Source organism: Urbifossiella limnaea, assembly GCF_007747215.1.
GTDB lineage: Bacteria > Planctomycetota > Planctomycetia > Gemmatales > Gemmataceae > Urbifossiella > Urbifossiella limnaea.
Genome location: NZ_CP036273.1, coordinates 1310931 through 1332136, shown reverse-complemented (window position 1 = coordinate 1332136; position 21206 = coordinate 1310931). Strand labels below are relative to the sequence as shown.

The 21206-nt window shown below is 72.0% G+C and carries 18 protein-coding genes and 1 riboswitch; of the genes, 8 read left to right on the top strand and 10 right to left on the bottom strand.

The genetic code is table 11. The features are described 5' to 3' along the window. Positions 1-24: 24 nt before the first annotated feature. Entirely contained in the window at positions 25-1740 is a 1716-nt protein-coding gene (locus ETAA1_RS05335; protein ID WP_145234992.1) for a hypothetical protein, read from the top strand. A 3-nt stretch (positions 1741-1743) separates the two neighbouring features. On the opposite strand, the gene ETAA1_RS05330 is transcribed toward ETAA1_RS05335, so the two are convergent. Both ETAA1_RS05330 and ETAA1_RS05325 read right to left on the bottom strand, forming a co-directional pair. Further along, positions 1744-4053: a hypothetical protein gene (locus ETAA1_RS05330; protein WP_145234990.1), complete on the bottom strand. Its 2310-nt coding sequence runs from the start codon at positions 4051-4053 to the stop codon at positions 1744-1746. Positions 4054-4195: 142 nt separating this feature from the next. Continuing rightward, complete coding sequence (locus ETAA1_RS05325; RefSeq protein ID WP_145234988.1) at positions 4196-6250, bottom strand: DUF1501 domain-containing protein; 2055 nt, start codon at positions 6248-6250, stop codon at positions 4196-4198. A gap of 123 nt (positions 6251-6373) precedes the next feature. Here ETAA1_RS05325 and ETAA1_RS05320 point away from each other — a divergent pair, with 123 nt between their 5' ends. After that, positions 6374-7327 (top strand): hypothetical protein, encoded by a 954-nt coding sequence (locus ETAA1_RS05320; protein WP_145234986.1) that lies wholly within the window; start codon positions 6374-6376, stop codon positions 7325-7327. Here ETAA1_RS05320 and ETAA1_RS05315 read toward each other — a convergent pair. From ETAA1_RS05315 to ETAA1_RS05295, 5 genes are all read right to left on the bottom strand, one after another. After that, positions 7324-8163, bottom strand: a complete 840-nt coding sequence (locus tag ETAA1_RS05315; protein ID WP_145234984.1) for a hypothetical protein — start codon at positions 8161-8163, stop codon at positions 7324-7326. The genes ETAA1_RS05320 and ETAA1_RS05315 overlap by 4 nt on opposite strands. 103 nt (positions 8164-8266) lie before the next feature. Next, on the bottom strand, positions 8267-8863 hold the full coding sequence (locus ETAA1_RS05310; protein ID WP_145234982.1) for a Uma2 family endonuclease: 597 nt from the start codon (positions 8861-8863) through the stop codon (positions 8267-8269). A gap of 51 nt (positions 8864-8914) precedes the next feature. Continuing rightward, a complete protein-coding gene (locus ETAA1_RS05305; RefSeq protein WP_145234980.1) occupies positions 8915-9271 on the bottom strand; it encodes an SET domain-containing protein in 357 nt (118 codons plus the stop codon). Then, complete coding sequence (locus ETAA1_RS05300; RefSeq protein ID WP_145234978.1) at positions 9271-10311, bottom strand: DUF933 domain-containing protein; 1041 nt, start codon at positions 10309-10311, stop codon at positions 9271-9273. The genes ETAA1_RS05305 and ETAA1_RS05300 overlap by 1 nt, the downstream gene beginning before the upstream one ends. Positions 10312-10506: 195 nt before the next feature. Continuing rightward, a complete protein-coding gene (locus ETAA1_RS05295) occupies positions 10507-11292 on the bottom strand; it encodes an MBL fold metallo-hydrolase (protein ID WP_145234976.1) in 786 nt (261 codons plus the stop codon). A 184-nt stretch (positions 11293-11476) separates the two neighbouring features. Between ETAA1_RS05295 and ETAA1_RS05290 the strand changes: the two genes are divergently transcribed. Together ETAA1_RS05290 and ETAA1_RS05285 are read left to right on the top strand one after the other, a co-directional pair. Beyond that, positions 11477-13798 (top strand): COG1361 family protein, encoded by a 2322-nt coding sequence (locus ETAA1_RS05290; protein ID WP_202920679.1) that lies wholly within the window; start codon positions 11477-11479, stop codon positions 13796-13798. A gap of 439 nt (positions 13799-14237) precedes the next feature. Then, on the top strand, positions 14238-14792 hold the full coding sequence (locus ETAA1_RS05285) for a cob(I)yrinic acid a,c-diamide adenosyltransferase (RefSeq protein ID WP_145234972.1): 555 nt from the start codon (positions 14238-14240) through the stop codon (positions 14790-14792). Positions 14793-14804: 12 nt separating this feature from the next. Here the strand turns inward: ETAA1_RS05285 and ETAA1_RS05280 are convergent, their stop codons facing one another. Next, on the bottom strand, positions 14805-15341 hold the full coding sequence (locus ETAA1_RS05280; RefSeq protein WP_145234970.1) for a hypothetical protein: 537 nt from the start codon (positions 15339-15341) through the stop codon (positions 14805-14807). 47 nt (positions 15342-15388) lie between these two features. On the opposite strand from ETAA1_RS05280, the gene ETAA1_RS05275 reads away from it, so the two are divergent. The 3 genes from ETAA1_RS05275 (at position 15389) to ETAA1_RS05265 (ending at position 17367) form a co-directional block, all read left to right on the top strand. Further along, positions 15389-15823 (top strand): hypothetical protein, encoded by a 435-nt coding sequence (locus tag ETAA1_RS05275; protein ID WP_145234969.1) that lies wholly within the window; start codon positions 15389-15391, stop codon positions 15821-15823. Positions 15824-15942: 119 nt separating this feature from the next. After that, a riboswitch (cobalamin riboswitch) is annotated at positions 15943-16148 on the top strand. Between the two features lie 123 nt (positions 16149-16271). Then, complete coding sequence (locus ETAA1_RS05270) at positions 16272-17078, top strand: DUF1559 family PulG-like putative transporter (protein WP_145234967.1); 807 nt, start codon at positions 16272-16274, stop codon at positions 17076-17078. 91 nt (positions 17079-17169) lie between these two features. Next, positions 17170-17367, top strand: coding sequence for a hypothetical protein (locus ETAA1_RS05265; protein ID WP_145234965.1), 198 nt, complete (start codon positions 17170-17172; stop codon positions 17365-17367). A gap of 88 nt (positions 17368-17455) precedes the next feature. Here the strand turns inward: ETAA1_RS05265 and ETAA1_RS05260 are convergent, their stop codons facing one another. Then, entirely contained in the window at positions 17456-18472 is a 1017-nt protein-coding gene (locus tag ETAA1_RS05260; RefSeq protein WP_145234963.1) for a sigma-70 family RNA polymerase sigma factor, read from the bottom strand. A gap of 584 nt (positions 18473-19056) precedes the next feature. On the opposite strand from ETAA1_RS05260, the gene ETAA1_RS05255 reads away from it, so the two are divergent. Then, positions 19057-20079: a GGDEF domain-containing response regulator gene (locus tag ETAA1_RS05255; protein WP_145234961.1), complete on the top strand. Its 1023-nt coding sequence runs from the start codon at positions 19057-19059 to the stop codon at positions 20077-20079. Between the two features lie 4 nt (positions 20080-20083). Here the strand turns inward: ETAA1_RS05255 and ETAA1_RS05250 are convergent, their stop codons facing one another. Next, positions 20084-21148 (bottom strand): M24 family metallopeptidase, encoded by a 1065-nt coding sequence (locus ETAA1_RS05250; protein WP_145234959.1) that lies wholly within the window; start codon positions 21146-21148, stop codon positions 20084-20086. Between the last annotated feature and the right edge of the window lie 58 nt (positions 21149-21206).

Here is a 21206-nt window from a genome sequence, read left to right as displayed (position 1 = left end):
TCGCCGCGCCCTACCCTGTACCCCATGCACGCCCGCCGCGCCGCCCTGCTACTCGCCCTCGTCGCCTCGTCGGCCCGCGCCGACGACGCCGACTCGGTCATGTACCACGACCCGGAACTACCGCTACCACGGGTCGTCCACCAACTCCCCGCCCGGCTCCCCGGCCTGTGGGTCGAGGCGCTCGGCCGCCCCGAGGCCGACCTGAAGGCGCAGGCCGCTCAGGCCGTCGCCCGGGCCCACGAGCGCGGCATCGCCGGGATGCACGTCGCCGTGCCGGCGCTGACCCGCGAACTCGACCGGCCCGACGCCCACCCCACGGTCCGACTCGCCGCGGCGCGGGCGCTGGTCGTGCTCGACGCGAAGGACGCCGCCGCGGTCCTGGCCCGCGCCGCCGCGGCCGACGCCGACCTGCACGAGTTCGCCGACCCCGCCCTCTCCCGTTGGGACTACAAGCCCGCCCGCGCCACGTGGCTCGACCGCATCGCCCAGCCGCCGTCGCGCCGCGGGTTCGTCCACGCCGTCCGCGCCCTCGGCGGCGTCCGCGAACCCGCCGCGGCGCCCCGGCTGCGCGACCTCGCGCTCGACCGCACCGCCCCCGCCGCCGTCCGCCTCGAAGCCGCCCGCGCCCTCGCGGAGATTCGCACGACCGGCTCCGAGGCCGACGCCCGCCCCCTCGCGGCTGGCACCATTACCGATCGGCTCGTCGCCGCAGCGCTGCTGCGACGGCACGGCTCCGACGCGGTGAAGGAACTTCAGGCGCTCGGCCGCGACGCCGAACCCGCCGTCGCCGCCGTCGCGCTGGCCCGGCTCGTCGAGCTCGACCCCGGCCACGTCCTTCCACTGCTCGACACCGTACTCGCCAGCCCCGACTCGGCCGTGCGCGGGATCGGCGTCGAGGTGTTGCACCGCCGGCCGAGTGTGCCGCACGTCCGCCTCCTGGCCGAGCGCCTGAACGACCCGCACCCGGCAGTCCGCCGCCGCGCCCGCCTGGGGCTCCACGACCTGTCCAAAGACTGGAAGGCGGCGGTGATCGGCGACGCCGAGCGCGTCCTGGCCGGCACGGACTGGCGCGGCCTGGAACAGGCGACGCTGCTCCTCGCCGACCTGGAGCACCGCCCGGCGGCCCCCCGCATCGTGGCACTGTTGCGGCACGACCGGCCCGAGGTACTCACGACCGCAGCCTGGGCGCTGCGCCGGCTCGCGGAGCCGGACACCCTCGCGCCGGCGCTCCGCTACTTCGAGCAGCGCTACCGCGCGCTCGCCACCCCGAGTCCGACTGACGCGGCGGCCGACGTGCAATTGTCGCACCTCGCGCAGTTCTTCGGCCGGGCGAAGTACCAGCCCGCGGACGCGGTGCTGCGGAAGCTGGCGCCGAAGGCATCGCCGACGGGGAACCCGGCCGGCGCCGAGGCGCGGGCGGCAGCGGCGTGGGCGCTCGGGCTGATCCACGAGGGGAAGGGGCCGCCCGCGGTCGTGGCCGTGCTCGAGGGCCGGCTGAGTGCCGTGAACCCGGGCGACCTGGAGGACGACCGGGTGCGGCGGATGGCGGCCGTATCGCTGGGCCGGCTGTCGGCGGGGGAGGCGGTGTTGCGGCGGTTCTACACCGACAAGCGGCCGGGCCTGAACTCCGTGAACAACGCCTGCGGGTGGGCGCTGGAGCGCGTCACCGGCGAGCGCTACCCCGCCCCGGGCACGGTCACGGTGACCGCCCGCGACTGGTTCCTCACGCCGCTCGACTGACGCTCACGGGTCGCCGGCGGCGTCGCCGCTCGCGGCCGCGGCGACGGCGGGGCACTCCGGGCCGGTCAGCGCCCGCCACGCCCGCGCCTGCGTCGCTGTCAGCACCGCGGTCATCCGCTCGCGGGCGGAGGTGCGGGCGTCGGCGATCGCCTTCTGGCGTAGTTCCATCCACCCGGCCGTGCCCGGGAGTCCGTTCACTTGAGCCACCCGGGCGCGGAAGTCGGCCGCGATCTCGGCCAGCGTCGCCTTCTGCTCGACGGTGAGCGCCAGCTTCGCGGCCACCTCCGGCCTGGCGAACGTCGTCGTCAGGCTGCCGTGCGCCGCGACCTGGAGCACGAGTTGCCCCAGCCGGTCGCGCTGGGCCGCGGTCAATACCGTGTTGACCGCCTTTTCGCACGCCTTCACCGTGTCCTCGACGGCCTCCGGCTGCGGCGGCTCGACGTACCCGCCGAGTTCGCCCGTGCGGCCGGTCGTGGGCGGCCGGAGCTCGGCGGCGTGCTCCTCGATCGTCTCGGCGATCAGGAACGCCTGCTCGGCGTTCAGCCCCAGGTCGGCGTGCGCCGCGCCGGCGTGCAGCAGCAGCAGCCGGGCGCTGGGCGGCGTCGGTCGGCTCCGCCCGCCGCCGCCGAAGTTGAACCCGCCGGCGATGGGCACGCCGGTCATTCGCTTCAGCTGCGACTGCTGTTCCGCGGTCAGCACAGCATCCTCGTCGCCGGTCTCGCGGATGCGCTTCCGCTGCTCGGCGGTCAGCTTCAGCTCGTCGGCCACGCCGGGGACGCCGGTGGCGGGGTACATGCCGCCGGTGCCGAGCTGCTGGGCGTTCAGCGCTTGCCGGGCTTGAATGCACAGCTCGCGGAACCGCTTCTTCTGGTCGGCGGTGAAGACGTCGTCGAACACCTTCTGCATGGCCTTGGACTGCTCGCCCATCTTCTTGGCGAGTTCGGCCTCGGGCGCTTCGTAGTCGACGCCGCCGTTCCGTTGTTGCTGGTAGTAGTCGCGCTCGGCCGCGGTGAACGCCGCCTTCTGCTCCTCGCTCAGCCGCAGGTCCTCGGCGGTGCCGCCGAACCGGTTCACGATCATCAGCTCGAACTGGTACATGCCGTAGCTGGCGCTGCGAATGCGGCGGAAGATATCGTTGTCGTTGCGGGCGGGGCCGCCGCGGTAGTCGGCGCCGAACAGCTCGCCGAGCTTCGAGCGTTGCGCGTCACTCAGGAGCTTATCCACCGCCACGTCGGTATCGGCGCGGGCCGCGGCGAGTTCCACCTTCAGGTCGGCCGCCGACTTGGCGGCCTTCAGCGCCGCCGCGGCCCTGGCGCGGTGCGCGGCGGACACGGCCTTCAGGTCGGTCTTCTGCCTGGAGTCGAGCCCCACCTCGGTGGTGACGCCGGGGAGGTCGAACTTGGCGGTGGCGTCGCCGCCGGGCGGGAGTTGCTGCCAGCGCTCGATCTGCTTGAGCCGCGTCATCTGCTCGGGGTTCAGCGCCTTGGCCAGTTCCTTCTCGGTGTCGGCCGGGCTGAGCGGCTGCGGCGGCGGGTTCGGGGCCGAGCCGTCGGCGTTGAACCGGACGACGCCGCGGGCGCGGTTCGACAGGTCGTTCAAGGTCGTGACCTGCTTCTCGTTCAGCTTCAGTTCGCCGCGGTTGTTCACCGCCGTCATCACCCGCTGCCACGGCGGGCCGTTGCCGGCGAACGTCGGCCGCATGGCGGTGACGGTGGCGTCAGTCGGGCCGGGGGCGACGCCGAACGGCGCGGTGCGGAGCGGGCCGACGAACCGGGTGAGGGCCGCCGTTTGCTCCGGGGTCAGCAGGATGTGGGCGCCGCCGGGGAGGCCGCCGTAGCTCATTTCCGCGGGCTGCGGGCCGCCGAAGTTCGGGTTCGGCTGCGCCGGGCCGCCGGCGGCCCGGCGCTTCTGCTCGCGGGTGAGGTTGGCGGCCTCGACGAGTTCGGGGTAGCGGCGGAGGGTGGCGGCGGGGACGGTGACGAGGGCCGAGGGCGTGACGACGGCACCACGGCCGGTGCGGAGCGCGTCCTGTGCCATCAGTTGCACGGCGCGGGCGTACTGCTCGGCCGACAACACTTCCTTCACTTTCGCCGCGATCGCGGACTCGCCGCCGGGCGACTTGGCCGCGGCATTGCGGAGCGCCTTCACCTGCTCGTCGGAGAGTTTCAACTCGTCGACGAGTGCCTTGTCGCCGAGGTGAGCCGCGAGCCGACTGACGACCGGGGCGCCGGCGGGCGGCGCGGGCCGGCGGGTCTGCGCGACGGCCGCGGCGGCGACGAGCGCGACCACGACGGCGGCTGTGGTGCGGGTCATGGCGGGGTCTCTGGGGCGCGTGTGCGGCACCGTCGAAGGTGCGGGCGCGGCGGCGGCACGTCAAGCGAAATCGACCGCGGCGCGGCCGCCGGTCCGTACCCGTTCCACGCCGGCGGGGCGGTCCGATTTCGCGCCACCGCCGTCACCGGTCGTCGTTGTCGAACCGCGGGGCCGGGCTGAACGCCACCTCCGCCGTCGCCACCCGCACGCCGGCCCGCGCCGTCAGGGCGCGGTTCACCGTCAGCACCACGGCCACACCCAGGCCGTTGCCGATCGGGAAATTCGCGCCCGGGGCCGCGGACGCCAGGAACCGCTCGACCCGGAACTCGCCCGCAGCCCCGAACGCCGGTCGGAACTCGGCCGCCGCCAACTCGTCCACCGCGCGCACGTCCTTCTTCGCGTCCCGGAAGCGGAACAGCACCAACCGACACGTGGTGTGCGCCAGAAAGCCGCGCTCGTATTCCTCCGCGGTCGCCGCGCCGCCGGCCGCACGAACGGTAAACGTGTAGCGCCCGCCGCGGGCGTTGCGGATTTCCTGCGCCAGCACCGCCCGCGTGCCCGCGGGCACTTCGCCGGCGCAGCCGAGAAACACGCCGCCGGCCTCCTTCCGCACCAGCAACGGCCCCGCGGTGGGGTCCGCGCGCCAGCCCTTGTCGCGTGTCGGCGGCGATGCCGCGATCAGCGGCCCACGCGCCGCGAACGTCGGGTCGAGGATCGGCGCCGGGTCGTAGGGCGGTACGAACGCCGGGTCGCCGCCTGCGGCCTGACGCGCGGGCGCGGACGACCCCAGGGCCGACGCGACGGGCTCGCCCTTGGTGATCGGGTGCGGGCGGGTCGTGCGGTCGTGGAACATCCCGCCGGGGTCCACGCCGAGGAGGTGGAAGATTGTCGCCGTCAGGTCGCCGCCGCGAACGGGGTCCGTCGTCGGGTACGCGCCGTTCTTGTCGCTGGCGCCGACCACGCTCCCGCCGCGGACGCCCGCCCCGGCCAGTGCCATGCTGAAGACGTGCCCCCAGTGGTCGCGGCCGCCCTGGGCGTTGATCCGCGGCGTGCGGCCGAACTCGCCCACCACCACCACCAGCGTCTCGCCCAACAAGCCGCGCTCGGCCAGGTCGTCGAGGAGCGCCGCGAACGACACGTCGAACATCGGGCAGAGCGAGTCCTGGAGCCGGTCCGCGTTCTGGGCGTGGGTGTCCCACAACGGGTTGTCCACGGCGGAGTCGCCGGGGTCGCGCGGCCAGTTGACGTGGACGAGCCGCACCCCCGCCTCGACCAGCCGCCGTGCCAGCAGGCAACTCTGGCCCCACGTGTGGCGGCCGTACCGGTCGCGGAGCGACGCCGGCTCCTTGCCCAGGTCGAACGCCGCCCGCGCCGCCCCGGACGTGACCAAATCGAGCGCGTGGTGCGAGAGCCGGTCCCACGCCTCGACGGGCTCGTTCCGCCCGCGCAGGTCGAAGCCGCGGTCGAATCCGGCGAGCAAGTCCCGCCGCCCGGCGGCCCGCGCGGCGAGGTCGGCTTGCAGGGTCAGGCCGTCGATGTGGTAGTCGGCCGCGGCCGGGTCGCCGACGAACCGCGCCGGCTCCCACACCTTGCCGAGGAACCCCGCCGTCTGGCCCGCCGGCGTGACGTTGTCGTTCAGCCGCATGAGGTCCGGCAACCAGACCGAAGTGAGCGCCGGCAACCGCTCGCTCGGCTTCAGCATCCGCAGCACGGAACCGAAGTACGGCCAGTCGCTCGGCTTGATCTGCCGGGCGCTGCCGGGGCCGTAGGGGTAGCCGGTGAGGAGCCAATAGCCGCTCACGTCGTGGTTGTCGTCGCGGGTGGACAGCGAGCGGATGACGGCGAGCCGGTGCGCCTGAGCGGCGGTGCGCGGCAGCAGTTCCGAGAAGCGGACGCCGGGCACGCTCGTGGCGACGGGGCGGAACGGGCCGCGGATGTCGACGGGGGCGTCGGGCTTGGGGTCGAACGTCTCGTGCTGCGGCGGGCCGCCCTGGAGCCACAGGAAGATGCAATTCTTGGCCCGGCCGAACGTGCTACCCAGTTCCGACGCCAGCGGCGGGGCCGGCGTGGGTGCGGGCTGCGCGGCGAGCAGGTGCGGGAGCGACAGCCCGACGGCGCCGAGGCCGCCGACGCGGAGCCACTCGCGACGTGCGACGCGGTCGGCGGAGCGGACGGCGGGGTTGGTGAGCGAGATCATGGCGCCTCGACTGTCGCACAGACCGGGGGGCGGGTCAAGCACCGCGGCGGCGCCGGTTTCCGGCGCACGCCGGCCGCCGGTGTACTAGGCTGGTACGACGGTCCCCACCCCAGGACACCGCGCATGTCGTCTCCGCGCCCGTCCGCCTCGCTCCTCCGCCCGCCGCCGCGCCCGACCGGCGTCGGCCAAACTCTCAGCGGGTACGAGGTCGTCAAGACCCGCCTCCTCATCAAGCTCGACGAGCGGCTCGCCGCGCTGAAGGCCCGGCGGATGCCGCCGTCGCTGTTCGCCGAGGCCGCCCGCCAACTGGCCGACACGCTGATCGAGAGCGAGGCCACGCGCCTCAACCCGGCCGACCGCGCCAAACTCGCCCGCGAGGTCGCCGAGGAGGCGTTCGGCTTCGGCCCGCTCGAAGAATTGTTCACCGACCCGACCGTCGCCGAGATCACGGTCCTCGGCTTCCAGGCGGTGTTGGCCCGCCGCGGCACGGTCTGGCTGCCGTCGAACGTCCGCTTCCGCGACGAGGAGCACCTGGACGAGGTGCTGGCTAAAGTCCGCGGACAGGGCGAGGCGCTGGCACCCGGCCTGCCCGAATCAGTGTTCGACGTGCGGCTCGGCAACGGCTTCCGGGCCGTCGCCGTCATCCCGCCGGCCGCGTCCGGGGCGTCGCCACTGGCCGCGTTCGTCCGCGCCGAGGTACCGGTGGCTGAAGCGCCGTCGACGCCGTCGCCACCGGTCAGTGGGTCTGGCGTGTTCTCGGCCATCGGTTCTGCCGGCGGCGGCACGCAGCCGCGAGCGGTTGCCGGCAGCGGCGCCTACGCTGCCGCCCGGCCGGCCGATGGTACGCCGCGGCCGGCGGGCTCCGTCACCGACCGGCACCGGCAGCGGATCACGGAGCGGTTCATCGCCAAGCTCGCGGCCCTCGGCGTGTTCGACCTGTCCGGCATCGAGAAGGGCGAACTGCGGAAGGTGATCGAGGCCTACGTCGAGGAGTACTGCAAGGGCGAGCGGATATACCTGTCCGACACCGAGAAGGGCCGCGTGACGCTGGAAATCCTCACCGGAATGGGCCGTTAGCGCGTATCCGCCCCGGCGATCGCGGCGACCGCACGGCGGCTGCGGGCCGCGTCGGCGGTCGGTGGCGGGCCGCGCCACCCGCCGCGGATCAGGAGCACGCGCTGCCGCGGGCCGCTGTCCGCCTCGGCGGTGAACGCCGCCTCGCCGAGCGTCCCCGCAGCCGCCGCCGGGGAGCCGATGATGAGATGATCGTCCGGCCCGAGGGTCACCTCGAAGCCGAGGCCCGGGTACCGCTCGGTCGGCACCTCGCCGGCCACCGTCAGACCAGTGCCGTCGCCGTTCGGGCGGAACACGTCGGCCCGCTCACCGTGTTGCAGTTGCGGCTCGCAGTACACTTTCAGCCGACCGTCGCCGGCCCACGCCGGGCGGACCAGGATGCCGCAGCGGGCGCCCTTCAGCGTCACGTCGCGACGCGTCCCCGCAAGGTCGGCCAGTACGCGGAACGAGCACGGGTCCGGCGGCGTCGCCGTCGGCACCACCACGTCCGGCCGCGCGCCGAACGTGAAGCCGTGCGGGTCGACGCCGTCGGTTTCGAGGAGGCGGCGGAAGGACGAGGGGAGGTTGCCGCTGACGACGCGGACGCGGAGGCCGTTCTCCGTCAGGATCACGTCCGTCTCGGCCGGCATCGGCGGCTTGGCGGTGGTCCAGAGTTCGCGGTCGAGCACGTCGTCGCCGACCGGCCGCTCGACGAGCACGGACTCGACGTAGGCGCCGTCCGGGGCGGCGTCGGGGAGGGCGGCGCGGGCGGGTCCGGGGCGGTCCGCGCGGGGCCACCACTGGCACCCGACCACGGCCGCACACGCGACGACGAGCAACGCCCCGGCAACCCGGCGCATCCGGTCCCGACCTTCCTGGGATGACTTGTGATGCGACGGGGCATACCGGCGGGCGGGGCGGCGGTCAAGGCGGCTTGCGGGCGGGTCGGCTGGCGCGGCCGCGTCACGCCGACGGGCGGGGCTCCGGCGGCGGGAACTCGACCCGGGCGTACACGTCGGCGAGCGGCACCGCGACGGGCACCGACTTCAGCTCCAGCGTCGCGTCGAGGCCGACGAACTGCACGAGCGACCACGCCCCGTCCGGCTGTCGGACGTACCGCTCGCACCACGCCCGGTCCGGGGCGACCAGCACGTACTCCTGCACCGACGGCAGCCGTTGGTAGTGCAGGAACTTCGTGGTGCGGTCGTACCGCTCGGTGGACGGCGACAGCACCTCGAACACGACCCGCGGGTTGGTCAGGGTGTCTTTATCTTCCTCGGCGAACTCGGGCTCGTCGCACACGATTACCAGGTCCGGGTAGCAGTACAGCCCAGTCCGCTGGATGCGTACCCGCAGGTCGCGAGAGAATGACTGGCACGGCCCACCCTTGAGCCGGGCGTGCAACTCGCCGCTCAGGTTCTCGCTCACCCGGTTGTGTTCCCTGCTGGCGCCGGCCATGGCGAACATCTCGCCGGCGTAGAACTCGCTCTTGAACTCCGCCTGTTTCTCAATGGCGAGGTACTCGGCGACGGTCAGTTTCGTCTTCGGCACGGCACCCATGACGGCGGCCTCCGCGGGGGGACGAGCCCATCCTATCACAGCAGCCGGCGGTCATAGCGTGTCGTAGTCGATGAGCAGTTCCTCGCCGGCGGCTATGTCCCGCCGCGCGAAGTAGACGTAGTCGGCGTCGTGGGCCAAGTTCGGGTCGCGGCTGTCGTTCAGGAACCAGCCGACGCTGATGCGGTTCAGGTCGCGCGGCAGGTATGCCCCGTCGTCGTAGCGGACGGCGAAGTTCTCGCGGACTTCGGCCGGGCCGGGCAGCACGGCGAAGTCGGCCCACGGCACGAACCGCACGTCGTCGTCGGCAAACAGTTCGGTCAGCACGGTGCCGGCCGGGATGTCGACGGTGGCGAACACGCCGACGCCGGCCCCGGGGATGGTGGAGGGCTTGAGCCGGAACAGGTGCATCAGTGGCCAGCCAGGATGTGCATGATGTCGGCGTCCTTCACCACGTAGGTCTTGCCTTCCGTGCGCATCAGGCCGCGGGCCTTCGCCTCCTTCTCGCTCAGGCCACACGCGATGAAGTCGGCGTAGCCGATCACGTTCGCCCGCACGAACTTGTCCGACAGGTCGCGGTGGATGCACCCCGCCGCCTCGACCGCGTCGCACCCCTTCGGGATCGACCACGTCCGACACTCGTCCTCGCCCACCGTGAAGAACACCTCGCGGCCGACGCCGTAGAACATCGCCCGGATCGTCTCGCCGCGTTTGAACGCCGTGATGCCGTAGTCGCCCATGAACGCCGTGCGGTCGGCCTCGTCCATCGCCAGGAGTTCGATTTCGAGCTTCGCCGGCGCCTGCACCGCGCCCGGGGCCAGCGCCAGCAGGTCGGCCGGGAGCGGGTCGTTGAAGCCGCTGTCGCCGCGGTTCACGAACACGATCTCGGGCTTGAGCGTCAACAGCTGGAAGCTCCGCAGCGCCTTGTCCTCGTCGGCCGTGAGCCCGAACTGCGACGCCGGCTTGCCCGACTCCAGCCCCGCTACGACGCGGCGGAGCAGGGCCAGCTCGGCCTCGTCGGCCTCACGCTCCTTCTGCGGCTTGGCCTTCTTCAGGCCGGCCTCCACCTTCGGGACGCGGTTCGACACGACCTCCAGGTCGGCGAACAGGAGTTCGTCGCGGAAGTGGGTCAGCTGCGCGGCAAAGTCGGTGCGGGTGAAGCCGTCGAGGACGACGACCAGGCCGTTCGCCTCGCGGAGGATGCCGAGGCGGCGGGCGTTGTCCTTCTTCTCGTCGAGCATGAGGCCGGGGGTGTCGAGGACGGCGACCTGGGTGTACGTCGTCTTCTTCGGCTTCATCTCGGCGGCGATGCCGGCGAGGCGGTCGTCGGGCACGTCGGCCATGGCGGTCTGGCCCTGTTGCACTTTCGACGGGTCCGGCTTGCCGCCGGTGAGCCACTCGAAGACGGTGCTCTTGCCCGACCCGGCGTAGCCGACGAGGCCCATTTTCATGGGAGAAACCCGCGCGAAGAGGAGGGACCGGCCGCCGCGGTTAGCATACGGAGGGGCGGGATTTTCGCCGCGGTGCGGTCATTTCCGAGGCCGGCGTGCGACTGACGAGGGGGAGGGTGTGTGGGGACGTGGGACGACATCCTGGCGGCGCACGGGCCGGCCGCGTACCGGTCACACTTCACCCCTCACCCGTGCTCACAGCTCCGGCATCTTCCCTGCGAGCACATCCTTCTCGTAGGCCTCTTGCAGCGGCCACGACTGGGCGCAGGTGCCGAAGTCGGCCATGTACTGGTAGCCGGTCAGCCGGTCGATCGCGGCCTTCAGAATCTTCGCGTCCTTGCGGAACACCGGGCCGTGGCTCGGCAGCAGGTACTCGGCGTCGTCGGCGAGGATGCGGTTGAGCGACTTCAGGTACTCGGGGATGCTCGACCCGTGGTGCGCGTCGATGACGCCGACGCAGGCGTCCTTGTAGATGTTGTCGCCGCTGAACAGCAGGTTCCCCATCTTGAAGCTGAGCTGGCCGGGCGTGTGGCCGGGCGTGCTCCACACCGTCAGCTTCACCTTGCCGACCTTGATCTCGTCGCCGTCGTTGAGCAGCACGTCGATCTTGCACGGCGGCATGGGGATGTCGAAGCCCTGCGCCGGGATGCTGGCGTAGGTCTGCACGGTGTCGCCGGACTCGAGCGCCGCCGCGGCCTTCGGGTGGGCGGCGGCCTTCGTCTTGAAGCGCACCCGGGCCGCGGCCAGTGCCTGGACGTGGTCGGCGTCGGCGTGGGTGGCGATGATGAGCTTGCACTTCGACAGCGGGAAGTCCATGCCGCGGACGAGGTCGATGACCTCGCCGAGCGTGTCGTCCTGGCCGATGTCGATGAGGGCGTACTCGGTGCCGCCGTCGATGAGATAAATGTTCACCCCGAGCGGCCGGGCCGCCTGGAGGTTCAGCTCGATCACCCCGGGGAACAGGTACTTCCGGGTTAGCATTCGCGTCTCCTGGTTGCGGGGCATTTTAGGCCCGGAATGACCAATTCCCAACGACCCCCCAATGACCAAGGAAACCCAGCGGTTCCGTCCTTGGTCATTGGGGGGTCGTTGGGAATTGGTCATTCCCCCAGTCCTCCCAGCTGCCGGGGTTGCGTGCCACACCTGCCCACGCTATGAGCGCGGCATGACCCGGCGCGCCACCCCCATCGCCGTGCTGTTCGCCGCCCTCGCAGGGGGCTGCTTCAACTCGCACAACCCCAGCTACTTCCCGTACTACTTCCCGGGCGGCCGCGTCCTGGAGAACCACGGGAAGCCGTCGTTCGGCTACTTCAGCGACTTCGACCCCAAGGCCGCCCGCATCGAAGTCACCCCCGCCGACGCCACCGCGCCGCTGGGGGCGCAGGTCGTGGTCGTCGCCTCCGTGCTCGACAAGGACGGGCAGCCGCGCCGCAGCCGCCGCGTCGAGTGGATGCTCGAAGGGCCGGGCAGCATCGTCGAGGTGGACGAGTCGGGCTTCTACGCCGGCCGCGGCTACAAGCACGACAACAAGTACGCGATCAGCCACACCTGCTACACCGCCCACACCATCACCCGCGGCAACGACGACCCCAAGGACGACGTCGAAATTTGCGCCGGGCAGACGTTCTGTGTGGTCAGCTGCCCCGTGCCGGGCGAGACCATCCTCACGGCCTACGCCCCCGGCGTGTTCAACTGGGAGAAGGGGCGCGTCGCCGCGAAGATCGTGTGGGGCGAAGGGCGGTTCGTGTTCCCGCCGCCGGCGACCGTCCGCATCGGCACCGAGCACGCCCTCACGACCACGGTCGCGCGCTTCGAGCAGGACGGGCCGAACCCGCCGACCTACCGCGTTCGCTACCGGCTCGTCGACTCCGAAGAATCGTCGGTCGTGTTGGCGAGCCGCAGCGGCGGCGCGGCCCGCGAGGCCGAGGCGACCACGGACGCCGACGGCAAGGCGACCGTGCGGCTCATTCAGACGAACCCGCAGGCCGGCAGCGACCGCCGCAAGACGCGCGTCGCCGTCGAGGTGCTGAAGGCGGCCGACAACGGCCAGGGGCCGGGCACCGTCGTGAGCCGCCGCGAGACGCTCATCGAGTGGGCGGCGCCCGAGCTGAAGCTCGACGTGACCGCGCCGCCGGTCGCCGGGCCGACGGCGGCGTTCCCCGCCACCGTGACGCTCGCCAACACCAGCCCCGTGGACGGCAAGGAGGCCCGCGTGCGGGTCACGCTGTCCGACGGCGCCACGCTCGAACGCTCGGAGCCGCCGCCGACCCGACAGGACGGCGGAGCCCTCGTGTTCGACCTGCCCGGCTCGCGGGCGGGGCAGGCCCAGACCATCGCCATGCAGGTGCGGCCGGCCCGCGTCGGCACCGTCGTCGTCGCCGCGCAGGCGGACACGGCCGACGCCCTCAGCGCCCGCCGGGATGCGACGGTGCGTGTGGACGCCGGCAAGCTCAGTGTCCTGGTCGAGCCGCCGGCCGCGGCCACCGTCGGCGACGCCAACCCGTTCCGCGTCGCGGTCACCAACAGCGGCCCGACGCCGGCCCGGAACGTCACCGTGTTCGCGTCCTTCGACGAGGCCGTGAAGCACGCCTCGGGTAAGAACCCCGTCGAGCTGCCGGCCGGCACGCTGGCCCCCGGCGAGACGCGGACGTTCGACCTCCCGCTGTCCGCGAAGCTGACCGGCCGATACTCGCTGCAAGCCACCGCCACCGGCGACGGCAACCTCAGCGCGTCGTCGGGCCGCGTCGCGTTCGACGTGCGGCGGGCCGAACTGCGGGCGGCGGTCACGGGGCCGAAGCTCGTCTACGTGAACCAGGAGTTCACCTGGAACGTGTCGGTGGCCAACGCCGGCGACGTGGCCGCGAAGAACGTCACCGTGCGGGCCGCGCTGCCGCCGGAGGTTCGCGCCAAGGACGCCGGCGACGGCGTCATCAGCGCGGGGACGGTGGAGTGGAAGGCGGGTACGCTCGCCCCCGGCGAGACGCGCACGTTCAAGCTCGGCGTTGATGCGGTGCGGCTCACGGGCGCGGCGACGCTCGCGGTGGCGACGCTGGCCGACGGCGACGCCGCATCGCTTCAAGCGAAGGCGGAGGGGACGATTGCTATCGTCGGCACGCCGGCGGTGGTGCTGGAGCTGGCGACGCCGCCGGGCACGGTCGAGGTCGGCCGGCGGGCGACGTTCCAGATTCGGTTGCGGAACCAGGGGACCGTGTCGGCCCGGCAGTTGGACGTGGCGGCGGTCGTGCCACCGGAACTGCGGCTCGTGAAGGGGAGCGGCCCCGACCGCGCCGAGGGGCGGCCTGGTGCCGACGGGCGGGTCACGTTCCCGGTGCTCGACGAGCTCCGGCCCGGGCAGGCTGTCACGTACACCGTCGAGGTGGACGCGGCCCAGCCCGGCGACGCCCGCTTCCGCGCCGAGGTGAAGGCGGCCCACCTGCGCAACCCGCTTCGGGAGGAGCAACCGCTCCGCGTCACGGCGGGGCGGTAGTCCTCGAAAATGATTCTTCCGCTACCCCCCCACCCGGGTCGCGGAAACATGTCACGCAGTCCTACAGACGAACATTTAAATGAGTCCAGTCGTGCCGGCCGGGGCAACTTTGCGGCCGCGGACCAATCCGGAAACATTAAGATCCGATGAGCCGGACGCCGCAGCGTCGCGGGTGTGTGACCAATCTGATAGTTTCAGAAGGGTTTCTGGCCGATTCCCGGCGCCGGCGGCCGCGGCGCTGCGCCCGCGGCCGCCGGGTCCGTCGTCGTTATAGGATAGCTCCGCGCGCCGGGTCCCCCTCGCCCCGACTCGCACCGCGGGAGTTCACCCGTGCCCACGCCCGTGACCAGTTGGTTGCGCCCGGCCCCGCGCCGCCCTCGCCGGCCTGGAACGGCTTGAGGCCCGCGAGAACCCCAACGCCACCCCGTGGAGCACCGACGTGGTCTACCTCTCGAGCATCTACACGAAGTCGGGCGACGCCGGCGACACCGGCCTCGGCGACGGCACGCGGGTGCCGAAGGACCACCCGCGCGTCGCGGCCTACGGCGACGTGGACGAGATGAACGCCGTCCTCGGGCTCGCCGTGCTCCACGCGCCGGGTGATGCCGAGCTGCTGCGGTCGGTTCAGAACGACCTGTTCGACGTGGGCGCCGACCTGTGCGTGCCCGGCACCGACCCGGCCGCGCTGCGCGTGACCGCGGGCCAGGCCGAGCGGCTGGAGCGCGCCATCGACGCCGTCAACGAGCGGCTGCAACCGCTGCGGAGCTTTGTGCTGCCGGGCGGCAGCGCCGCGGCGGCGTGGCTCCACCTGGCGCGGACGGTATGCCGCCGCGCCGAGCGGGCCGTGGTGGCGCTGGCCCACGCCGAGCCGGTGAACCCGCAGGCGGTGATCTACCTCAACCGGCTGTCGGACCTGCTGTTCGTACTCGCGCGGGCGGCGAACGCCGACGGCACCGCCGACGTGCTGTGGGTGCCGGGGGCGAACCGGGCCTGACCGCGCCGCCGGTCACTTCAGCGCCTTCAGCCACGCCTCGAACGCCGGGTACTGCTTGTCCACGACCGCCTTCGGGCCGCTCAGCCGGACGTGCGTCGCCTCGTCCGCCTCGGCGACCACCGCCCACACGACGCGGTAGTCCGGCCGCTCCTCGGTCTTCGAGGTCTTGTCGAACGGCCGCTCCTTGTAGCGCCACGTCCCGGTCACGTCCAGCAGCCGCACCGCCGCCCCCTTCACCTCCAGCTTCGACTCCTTCACCACCGGCTCGCCGTCGAACGACGCCTTCCACCCGGGGAACACCTTCTCGGCCTTCGGGTTGCTGTCCGGCATCACGATGACCTCGCCGGGCGGGCTCTCCTTCTCGCCGGGGAGCTGGAACTGGTAGGAGCGCAGTGTGTACTTCGGCTTCTCGCTCACCCACCCGGCCGGGGCCGGCGCCGACAGCTTGTTCAGCTTGATCGTCACCGCCTTCGGCTGGCCGACGGCGGCGGGGTCGGCGGCGAGCAGCGCGCCGACGGTGAGGGCGAACAGCACGAGCGCGGGGCGCATGGCGGGGCTCCGGGGTTGCTACAACGACGGCACCGTTCCGACGCATCTTGCCGACCCGGGGTTCCGATGGAAAGCCTCTGCCGCCGGGAATTCGCCGCGGCTGCGGCCCCGTCCACCACTTCCTCGGCTACCACGACAAGCCCCCGTGGGACGCCACCGGCTGCTACCTCCTCGTGAACCGCGTCGGGGCCGCCGACCGCCAGCCGACCGCCGCCGACGCGATCGTCGTCGGCATGGTGGATACGCAGGAGCGCGACGAGTACCTCCAGTTCGGGCCGACGCGGGTGTGGGGCTGGCAGCAGGGGACGATGCTCCAGTGGCCCGGCACGCCCGGCGGCCGGCAGGTCATCGACAACTCCGTGACCGACGGCCGGCCGACCGCCGACGTCATCGACACCCGGAATCGGACGCTCGTGACAAAGCCGACGGACAGCACGACTCTCACGGCGACGCCTCCGGGCGGGGTGGTGCCGCAACCGTGACAGGCCGCGGGGCGGGTGACAATCGTCGGCGGCACATTTTCGGCCAGACCCGCAGGCGCTTCATCCCGGGCACGAACCAGCCCGCCACGGTCGGTTGCCACCGCCGATGTCCGGTGTATCATGCTGCTCACGCGACTGGTTCCCGTCGCGCGCCACCCGGCGCCGGGGCGGGACGAAGAGGGAAGCCGGTGAGAATCCGGCGCGGGGCCGCCGCTGTGATCGGCGAGGCCTGACCCAGCAACCACTGGCGCCGCGAGGCGTCGGGAAGGTGGGTCCGGCCGTCGGAGCCGAGAGCCAGAAGACCTGCCCGTCGTGTCCATCGCCGTGATGCCCCGGCACCGGGCGTCCGCGCGGGCACGGCTTTCTTACGCACCCGTCGGGTGCGCCGCCCCGCACGCACGCCCACCCGAAGGCCACGGCCACTGCCCGACCCGGCAGGAGGTTCCCCGTGTCCGTCCGTCGTCCCGCGTTCACGCTCATCGAGTTGCTGGTGGTGATCGCCATCATCGCCATCCTCATCGGTCTGCTGCTCCCCGCGGTGCAGAAGGTCCGCGAGGCCGCCGCCCGCGCCAAGGGGCAGAACAACCTGAAGCAGCTCAGCCTCGCCGCCCACAGCTACGAGTCGGCGTTCCAGAGGCTGCCGGCGTACAGCGAGGCCGTCACCAGCTGGGCGCCGCCCGCCCCGTACGTCACGAAGTACTGGTTCGGCCTGGAGACGATGAACACCAGCACGTTCACCAGCACCTACGACCCCACCCAGGGCGTGCTCACGAACTACTACGAGAACGCCACCGCGGTGAACGTCTGCCCGAAGTTCGACGCCTACCCCGTCACGAAGGTCTACACCGGGCTGACCTCGGGCTACGCCTACAACCGCCACGTCTGCAACGAGCCGGCGTGGCCGAACCCGGTGACCGGGCGCCGGATCACCGACTTCCAGTCCACGTCGGCGACGTTCTTCTTCGCGGAGGTGGTGCAGTTGCAGAGCAGCGGCAAGTTGCAGGAGCCGTTCGGCGGCTACTTCGGCTCGCCGTTCGAGCCGGGCAAGGCGATCAGCTCGGCGGCGGTGACGGCGAGCCAGTTCCGCTTCTCGGGCGTGTGCAACGTGTCGTTCGTGGACGGGCACGTCGAGACGCGGCGGCCGGTGGACGTGGCGAGCGTGTCGCCGTTCCCGCAGGCGGCGTGGGACGCGAACAAGACGACGTTCGCGCTCGGGTTCCTGGCGGACACGACGACGCCGTACACGGGGCGGTAGCAATTCCTGGCCGGCCGGTCGCAGTTTCCCGGATTAGCAGATACGGGCGGGTCGCCGACCCGCCCGTATCTGCTAATCCGAGGAGCCTGAGATGACCCGCTTTCGCCCGTTCGTCGAATCCCTGGACTCCCGCACCCTCCCGTCGGCGGTGTTCGCCACGTCCGACGAGCCAGTTGGGGTCGTGGTGGTCGCCCGCGAGACCACCCCCGCCAAGCCGCCGGCGAAGCCGCCCACCACCCCGTACATTCCCGTCGTGTTGACCGACGTCCTGGTCTCGAGCTACCAGTAAACCCGGTCACCGGTGTCACCTCGTCCTGGAAACGCAAACGCGGGCGGCTTTCGCCGCCCGCGTCGCACGTCAGGTTCCTGTCACCCGACTACTCCAGCAGCAGGTTCGGCTCCCAGCCGACGCGCTCGGCGCTCGACCGCAGCTTCTCCAGCGCCCGGTTCTGGATCTGGCGGACACGCTCCTTGCTGATCCGGAGCAGGTGGCCGATCTGGCGGAGGCTGTGCGTGCCGTTGCCGGTCAGGCCGAACCGCAGGTCCAGCACCTTCCGCTCGCGGGGCCGCAGGTTCTCCATCAGGAAGCCCAGAGCCTCCTGCCGCTCGTTGTTCTCCTGCATCACCAGGGTGCCCGTGTCCGGCATCGCCTCCGTCAGCTTGAAATCGCTGTCGTCGTCGAGGACGGCGTTGAGGCTGACCGGGGTGCGGGTGGCGGTCTGGAGGTGCGTGAGGTGCTCGAGCGAGCTGCCGGTGCGGCTGGCCAGCTCCTGCGGGCTCGGGAGGTGCTTGCCGCCGTGGGCCAGCGCCTCGCTCTCCTGCTGCAGCAGGCCGAGCTCCTGGAGGTGGTGCGGGCTCAGGCTCACCAGGTGGCTCTGACGGGCCACGGCGATCTGGAGCGTCTGGCGGATCCACCACGTGGCGTAGGTGGCGAGCCGGGTGCCGTGGCTGACGTCGAACCGGTCGATGGCCTGCATCAGCCCGCAGACGGCCTCCTGGAGGAGGTCACTGTACGCGAGGCTGTGGTGGCGGAACCGCTTGGCGACGTGGGCGGCGAGGCGGATGTTGGCGCTGGCGAGGCGGTGCTTGAAGTGGACGTACCGGTCGCGGAGGCGCTTCACGGCGACCACGTCTTCGCAGCGGGCGTCGGTGCAGTGCTCGCGGATGAACTGGGCCATCGGCCACGGCTCCAGCGGCGGGCGGCTGGCCCGCAGCTCGGCCGGGAAGTGGCGGACCAGGACGCGGACCAGCTCGCTCTTGCAGTCCCAGAAGCTGGTCAGCAGCTCGCGCTCTTCTTCGGGCGTCAGCAGGTCGGAGGAGAAGGTCGTAACGCTGGTGTCGGGGGCCTTGGCCGATTGTCCGGAACGGGTACGCCTGGTGGCGGCAGTCTTCATGGCGGCCTCTGGCCTTCCTGCGGTATGAGGTTCGTGGGCTGTCTCGGGTGCCACCGAACACACCGTATCGGCACTCGGCCGGGTGCGGCTTCAGGGAGGCTCGGCTTGCCCCGGGTCCGCCCAGCATAAGGGGCCGTGACCACGCGGGCAAAAAAAATCGGCGGCTCGACCGAGAGTCGTCGACCGTTCGGCGGGCGCGGGCGAAAGTCGCGCGATCCGTCGGGCGGGACAGCTCCAGCCGAGCCGTCGGGCCGGCTCGTCCGCTGCGCTCGCAATTGGGGTGGCAACCCCACGTAGCACGGGATTCTAGCCGTCGAGTCTTGACGGTTCAAGAAAACTGTTCCCTAAATCGACACTTTTTCCGGAACTGACCTTTTTCCCGCCCCGGGCGCGAATCATTCCCGGCCGTAACTCGAAAATCCGGCAAGGTTTTTGTCCGGTTTGCCGGGGCTGCCCCGTTCCCGCAGGGTAGGCAAACTTCTCCGCCGACCGGCCCCCCGCCCCGCCCGGAGTGTTATACCTTGAGTTTTGACGGCGTTTTCCGACCGCTTCCGGCGGAGACCGACTGGGGCGGACACGCGGTTATGAACGTAACCCGGTACAAGTGTTCCGTCCTTGCCGTGGACGACGACCCCGGCGTCCTCGGCGTCCTGGCCGGTCAGCTCGCCCAGGACTTCGAGGTGCTGACCGCCTGCACCGTCGAGCAGGCCCGCGGCGTCATGGGGCAGCGCGCCGTCGACATCCTCCTGAGCGACCTTAACCTGCCGGACGAGAGCGGCCTCGCCCTCCTGGACTGGGCGCGGCGGAACAGCCCGCGCACGTCGCGGGTACTGCTCAGCGGCACGGCCCGGCTCGAGGACGCCGCCGACGCCATCAACCACTCGCAGGTCCACCGCCTCGTCCTCAAGCCGTGGCGGCCGGAAGACCTGCTGCAAACCCTCCGCTCGGCGGCGCGGGCGCTGCTGCTGGAACGGAGCCACGAGCAGCTCCTCGAAGACCTGCGGAAGCTGAACCTCGACCTGGAGCGCCGCGTCGCCGACCGCACCCGTGAGCTCGAGGCGGCGCTGGCGCAGCTCCAGCAGAAGAACCGCATCCTGGAGCAGATGGCGCTGACGGACACGCTCACCGGCGTGGCCAACCGGCGGGCCGTCGACCTGATCGCCCGCAAGGAGCTGATCCGCCGGACGCGCAGCCCGTCGCCGCTGACCCTGGCGCTGATCGACGCCGACCACTTCAAGGACGTCAACACCCACCACCTGCAGACGGGCGGCGACCACGTGCTGGCGTGGCTGGCGCGGGTGCTGTCGGACGCGCTCCGCGGCTCCGACTCGCTCGGCCGCGTGGGCGGCGAGGAGTTCATGGTGGTGGCCCCCGAGACGGACGAGGCCGGGGCGGCGGTGCTGGGGGAGCGGCTGCGCGGGCGGGTGGCGGCGGCGACGACCGAGTACGGCGGCCGGCCGATCCGCATGACGGTGAGCGTGGGGCTGGCGGTGGCCGGGGTGGGGGTGCCGGTCGGCTTCGACCAGTTGTACCGGGCGGCGGCGGCGGCGCTGCGCGAGGCGAAGGACGGCGGGCGGAACCGCTGCGTGATCCGGACGGTGGGGTAGCCGGTCACGTCAGCGACAGCACGTGCCCGCTCAGCTGCTCGCACCCCGTCGCCGTCACCAGATAGTCGTGCTCCAACCGGACGCCGCCGACGCCGTCCACGTACAGCCCCGGCTCCAGCGTCACAACGTCGCCGGCGACCAGCGTCTCGGTCGAGTGCCGCACGAGGAACGGCGCCTCGGGGTGCTGGATGCCCAGCCCGTGACCGGCGTGGTGAACCAGCTTCCCGCCGAGCACCGCGTCTACCGCGTCGAACACCGCCTGACACATCGCCCCGGCCCGCAGCACGGCCGCCCCTGCCTCGATGGCCATCGCGCACAGCCCGAAGATGTTCTGCTGCTCGGCCGTGGGCTGGCCGCCGACCACGAGCGTGTTCGTGAAGTCGCTGCGGTAGCCCTGCACGACCACGGAGAAGTCGAGGATCAGCGTCTCGCCGGCGGCCAACACGTGCGGCGTCGGCGGGCCGCCACGCTTCTTGCTGCCGGTCGAGACGGTGAAGTCGCCGTACACCACGGCCCAGTGCCCGAGGTTCGCGTACACCGCCCCGCAGATGCCGGCGTACACGTCGAGCTCGGTCATGCCGGGCTTCACGTTCGCCCGCGCCCAGGCGTGCCCGGCGTCGCCCGCCGCCATGCACACCTTCAGCAGCGACACCTCGTCGGCGTCCTTGGCGCGGCGCATCTCGGACGTGATGGCGTACACGTCGGCGCAGCCGGGGTCCGCGAGCGAGTCGTGGATTCGGCCGCCGTTCTGCTGCACGACCGGCTGAAGGATCATGCGGCGCGAGCCGACGCCGGGCGACTGGCCGTCGTACCACGGGACCGGCTTCCGCTCGTCGGCGTGGGCCAGCTCGGCGGTCTTCGGCACGCGGGCGTCGTGGAACAGCGTGGCGTGCCCGTCCGGCCGCAGCAGGAGGAAGCCGCCGAAGTCCGCCCCGAGGCTCTGGGCCTCGACGTGGAAGTTGGCGAAGTAGCGGAGGTGGAGCGGGTCGCCGAGCAGTACCGGGCCGGCGGGGCGGAGCCGGTCCAGGAACCGCTGGCGGCGGGCGCGGCAGCCGTCGGCCGTGAGCATGGGTGTCTCGGGTGTGGTGAGATACCGAATCGGGCTGATTCGTAGCCGTTGGTCACAA

What these genes read in the sequence shown, in the direction of transcription:
- ETAA1_RS05255 (WP_145234961.1), top strand. Translation starts at nt 19,057, where the DNA reads ATGAACGTAACCCGGTACAAGTGTTCCGTCCTTGCCGTGGACGACGAC.
- ETAA1_RS05320 (WP_145234986.1), top strand. Translation starts at nt 6,374, where the DNA reads ATGTCGTCTCCGCGCCCGTCCGCCTCGCTCCTCCGCCCGCCGCCGCGC.
- ETAA1_RS05250 (WP_145234959.1), bottom strand. Translation starts at nt 21,148, where the DNA reads ATGCTCACGGCCGACGGCTGCCGCGCCCGCCGCCAGCGGTTCCTGGAC.
- ETAA1_RS05305 (WP_145234980.1), bottom strand. Translation starts at nt 9,271, where the DNA reads ATGCACCTGTTCCGGCTCAAGCCCTCCACCATCCCCGGGGCCGGCGTC.
- ETAA1_RS05330 (WP_145234990.1), bottom strand. Translation starts at nt 4,053, where the DNA reads ATGACCCGCACCACAGCCGCCGTCGTGGTCGCGCTCGTCGCCGCCGCG.
- ETAA1_RS05310 (WP_145234982.1), bottom strand. Translation starts at nt 8,863, where the DNA reads ATGGGTGCCGTGCCGAAGACGAAACTGACCGTCGCCGAGTACCTCGCC.
- ETAA1_RS05295 (WP_145234976.1), bottom strand. Translation starts at nt 11,292, where the DNA reads ATGCTAACCCGGAAGTACCTGTTCCCCGGGGTGATCGAGCTGAACCTC.
- ETAA1_RS05300 (WP_145234978.1), bottom strand. Translation starts at nt 10,311, where the DNA reads ATGAAAATGGGCCTCGTCGGCTACGCCGGGTCGGGCAAGAGCACCGTC.
- ETAA1_RS05280 (WP_145234970.1), bottom strand. Translation starts at nt 15,341, where the DNA reads ATGCGCCCCGCGCTCGTGCTGTTCGCCCTCACCGTCGGCGCGCTGCTC.
- ETAA1_RS05315 (WP_145234984.1), bottom strand. Translation starts at nt 8,163, where the DNA reads ATGCGCCGGGTTGCCGGGGCGTTGCTCGTCGTCGCGTGTGCGGCCGTG.
- ETAA1_RS05325 (WP_145234988.1), bottom strand. Translation starts at nt 6,250, where the DNA reads ATGATCTCGCTCACCAACCCCGCCGTCCGCTCCGCCGACCGCGTCGCA.
- ETAA1_RS05335 (WP_145234992.1), top strand. Translation starts at nt 25, where the DNA reads ATGCACGCCCGCCGCGCCGCCCTGCTACTCGCCCTCGTCGCCTCGTCG.
- ETAA1_RS05265 (WP_145234965.1), top strand. Translation starts at nt 17,170, where the DNA reads ATGACCCGCTTTCGCCCGTTCGTCGAATCCCTGGACTCCCGCACCCTC.
- ETAA1_RS05290 (WP_202920679.1), top strand. Translation starts at nt 11,477, where the DNA reads ATGACCCGGCGCGCCACCCCCATCGCCGTGCTGTTCGCCGCCCTCGCA.
- ETAA1_RS05260 (WP_145234963.1), bottom strand. Translation starts at nt 18,472, where the DNA reads ATGAAGACTGCCGCCACCAGGCGTACCCGTTCCGGACAATCGGCCAAG.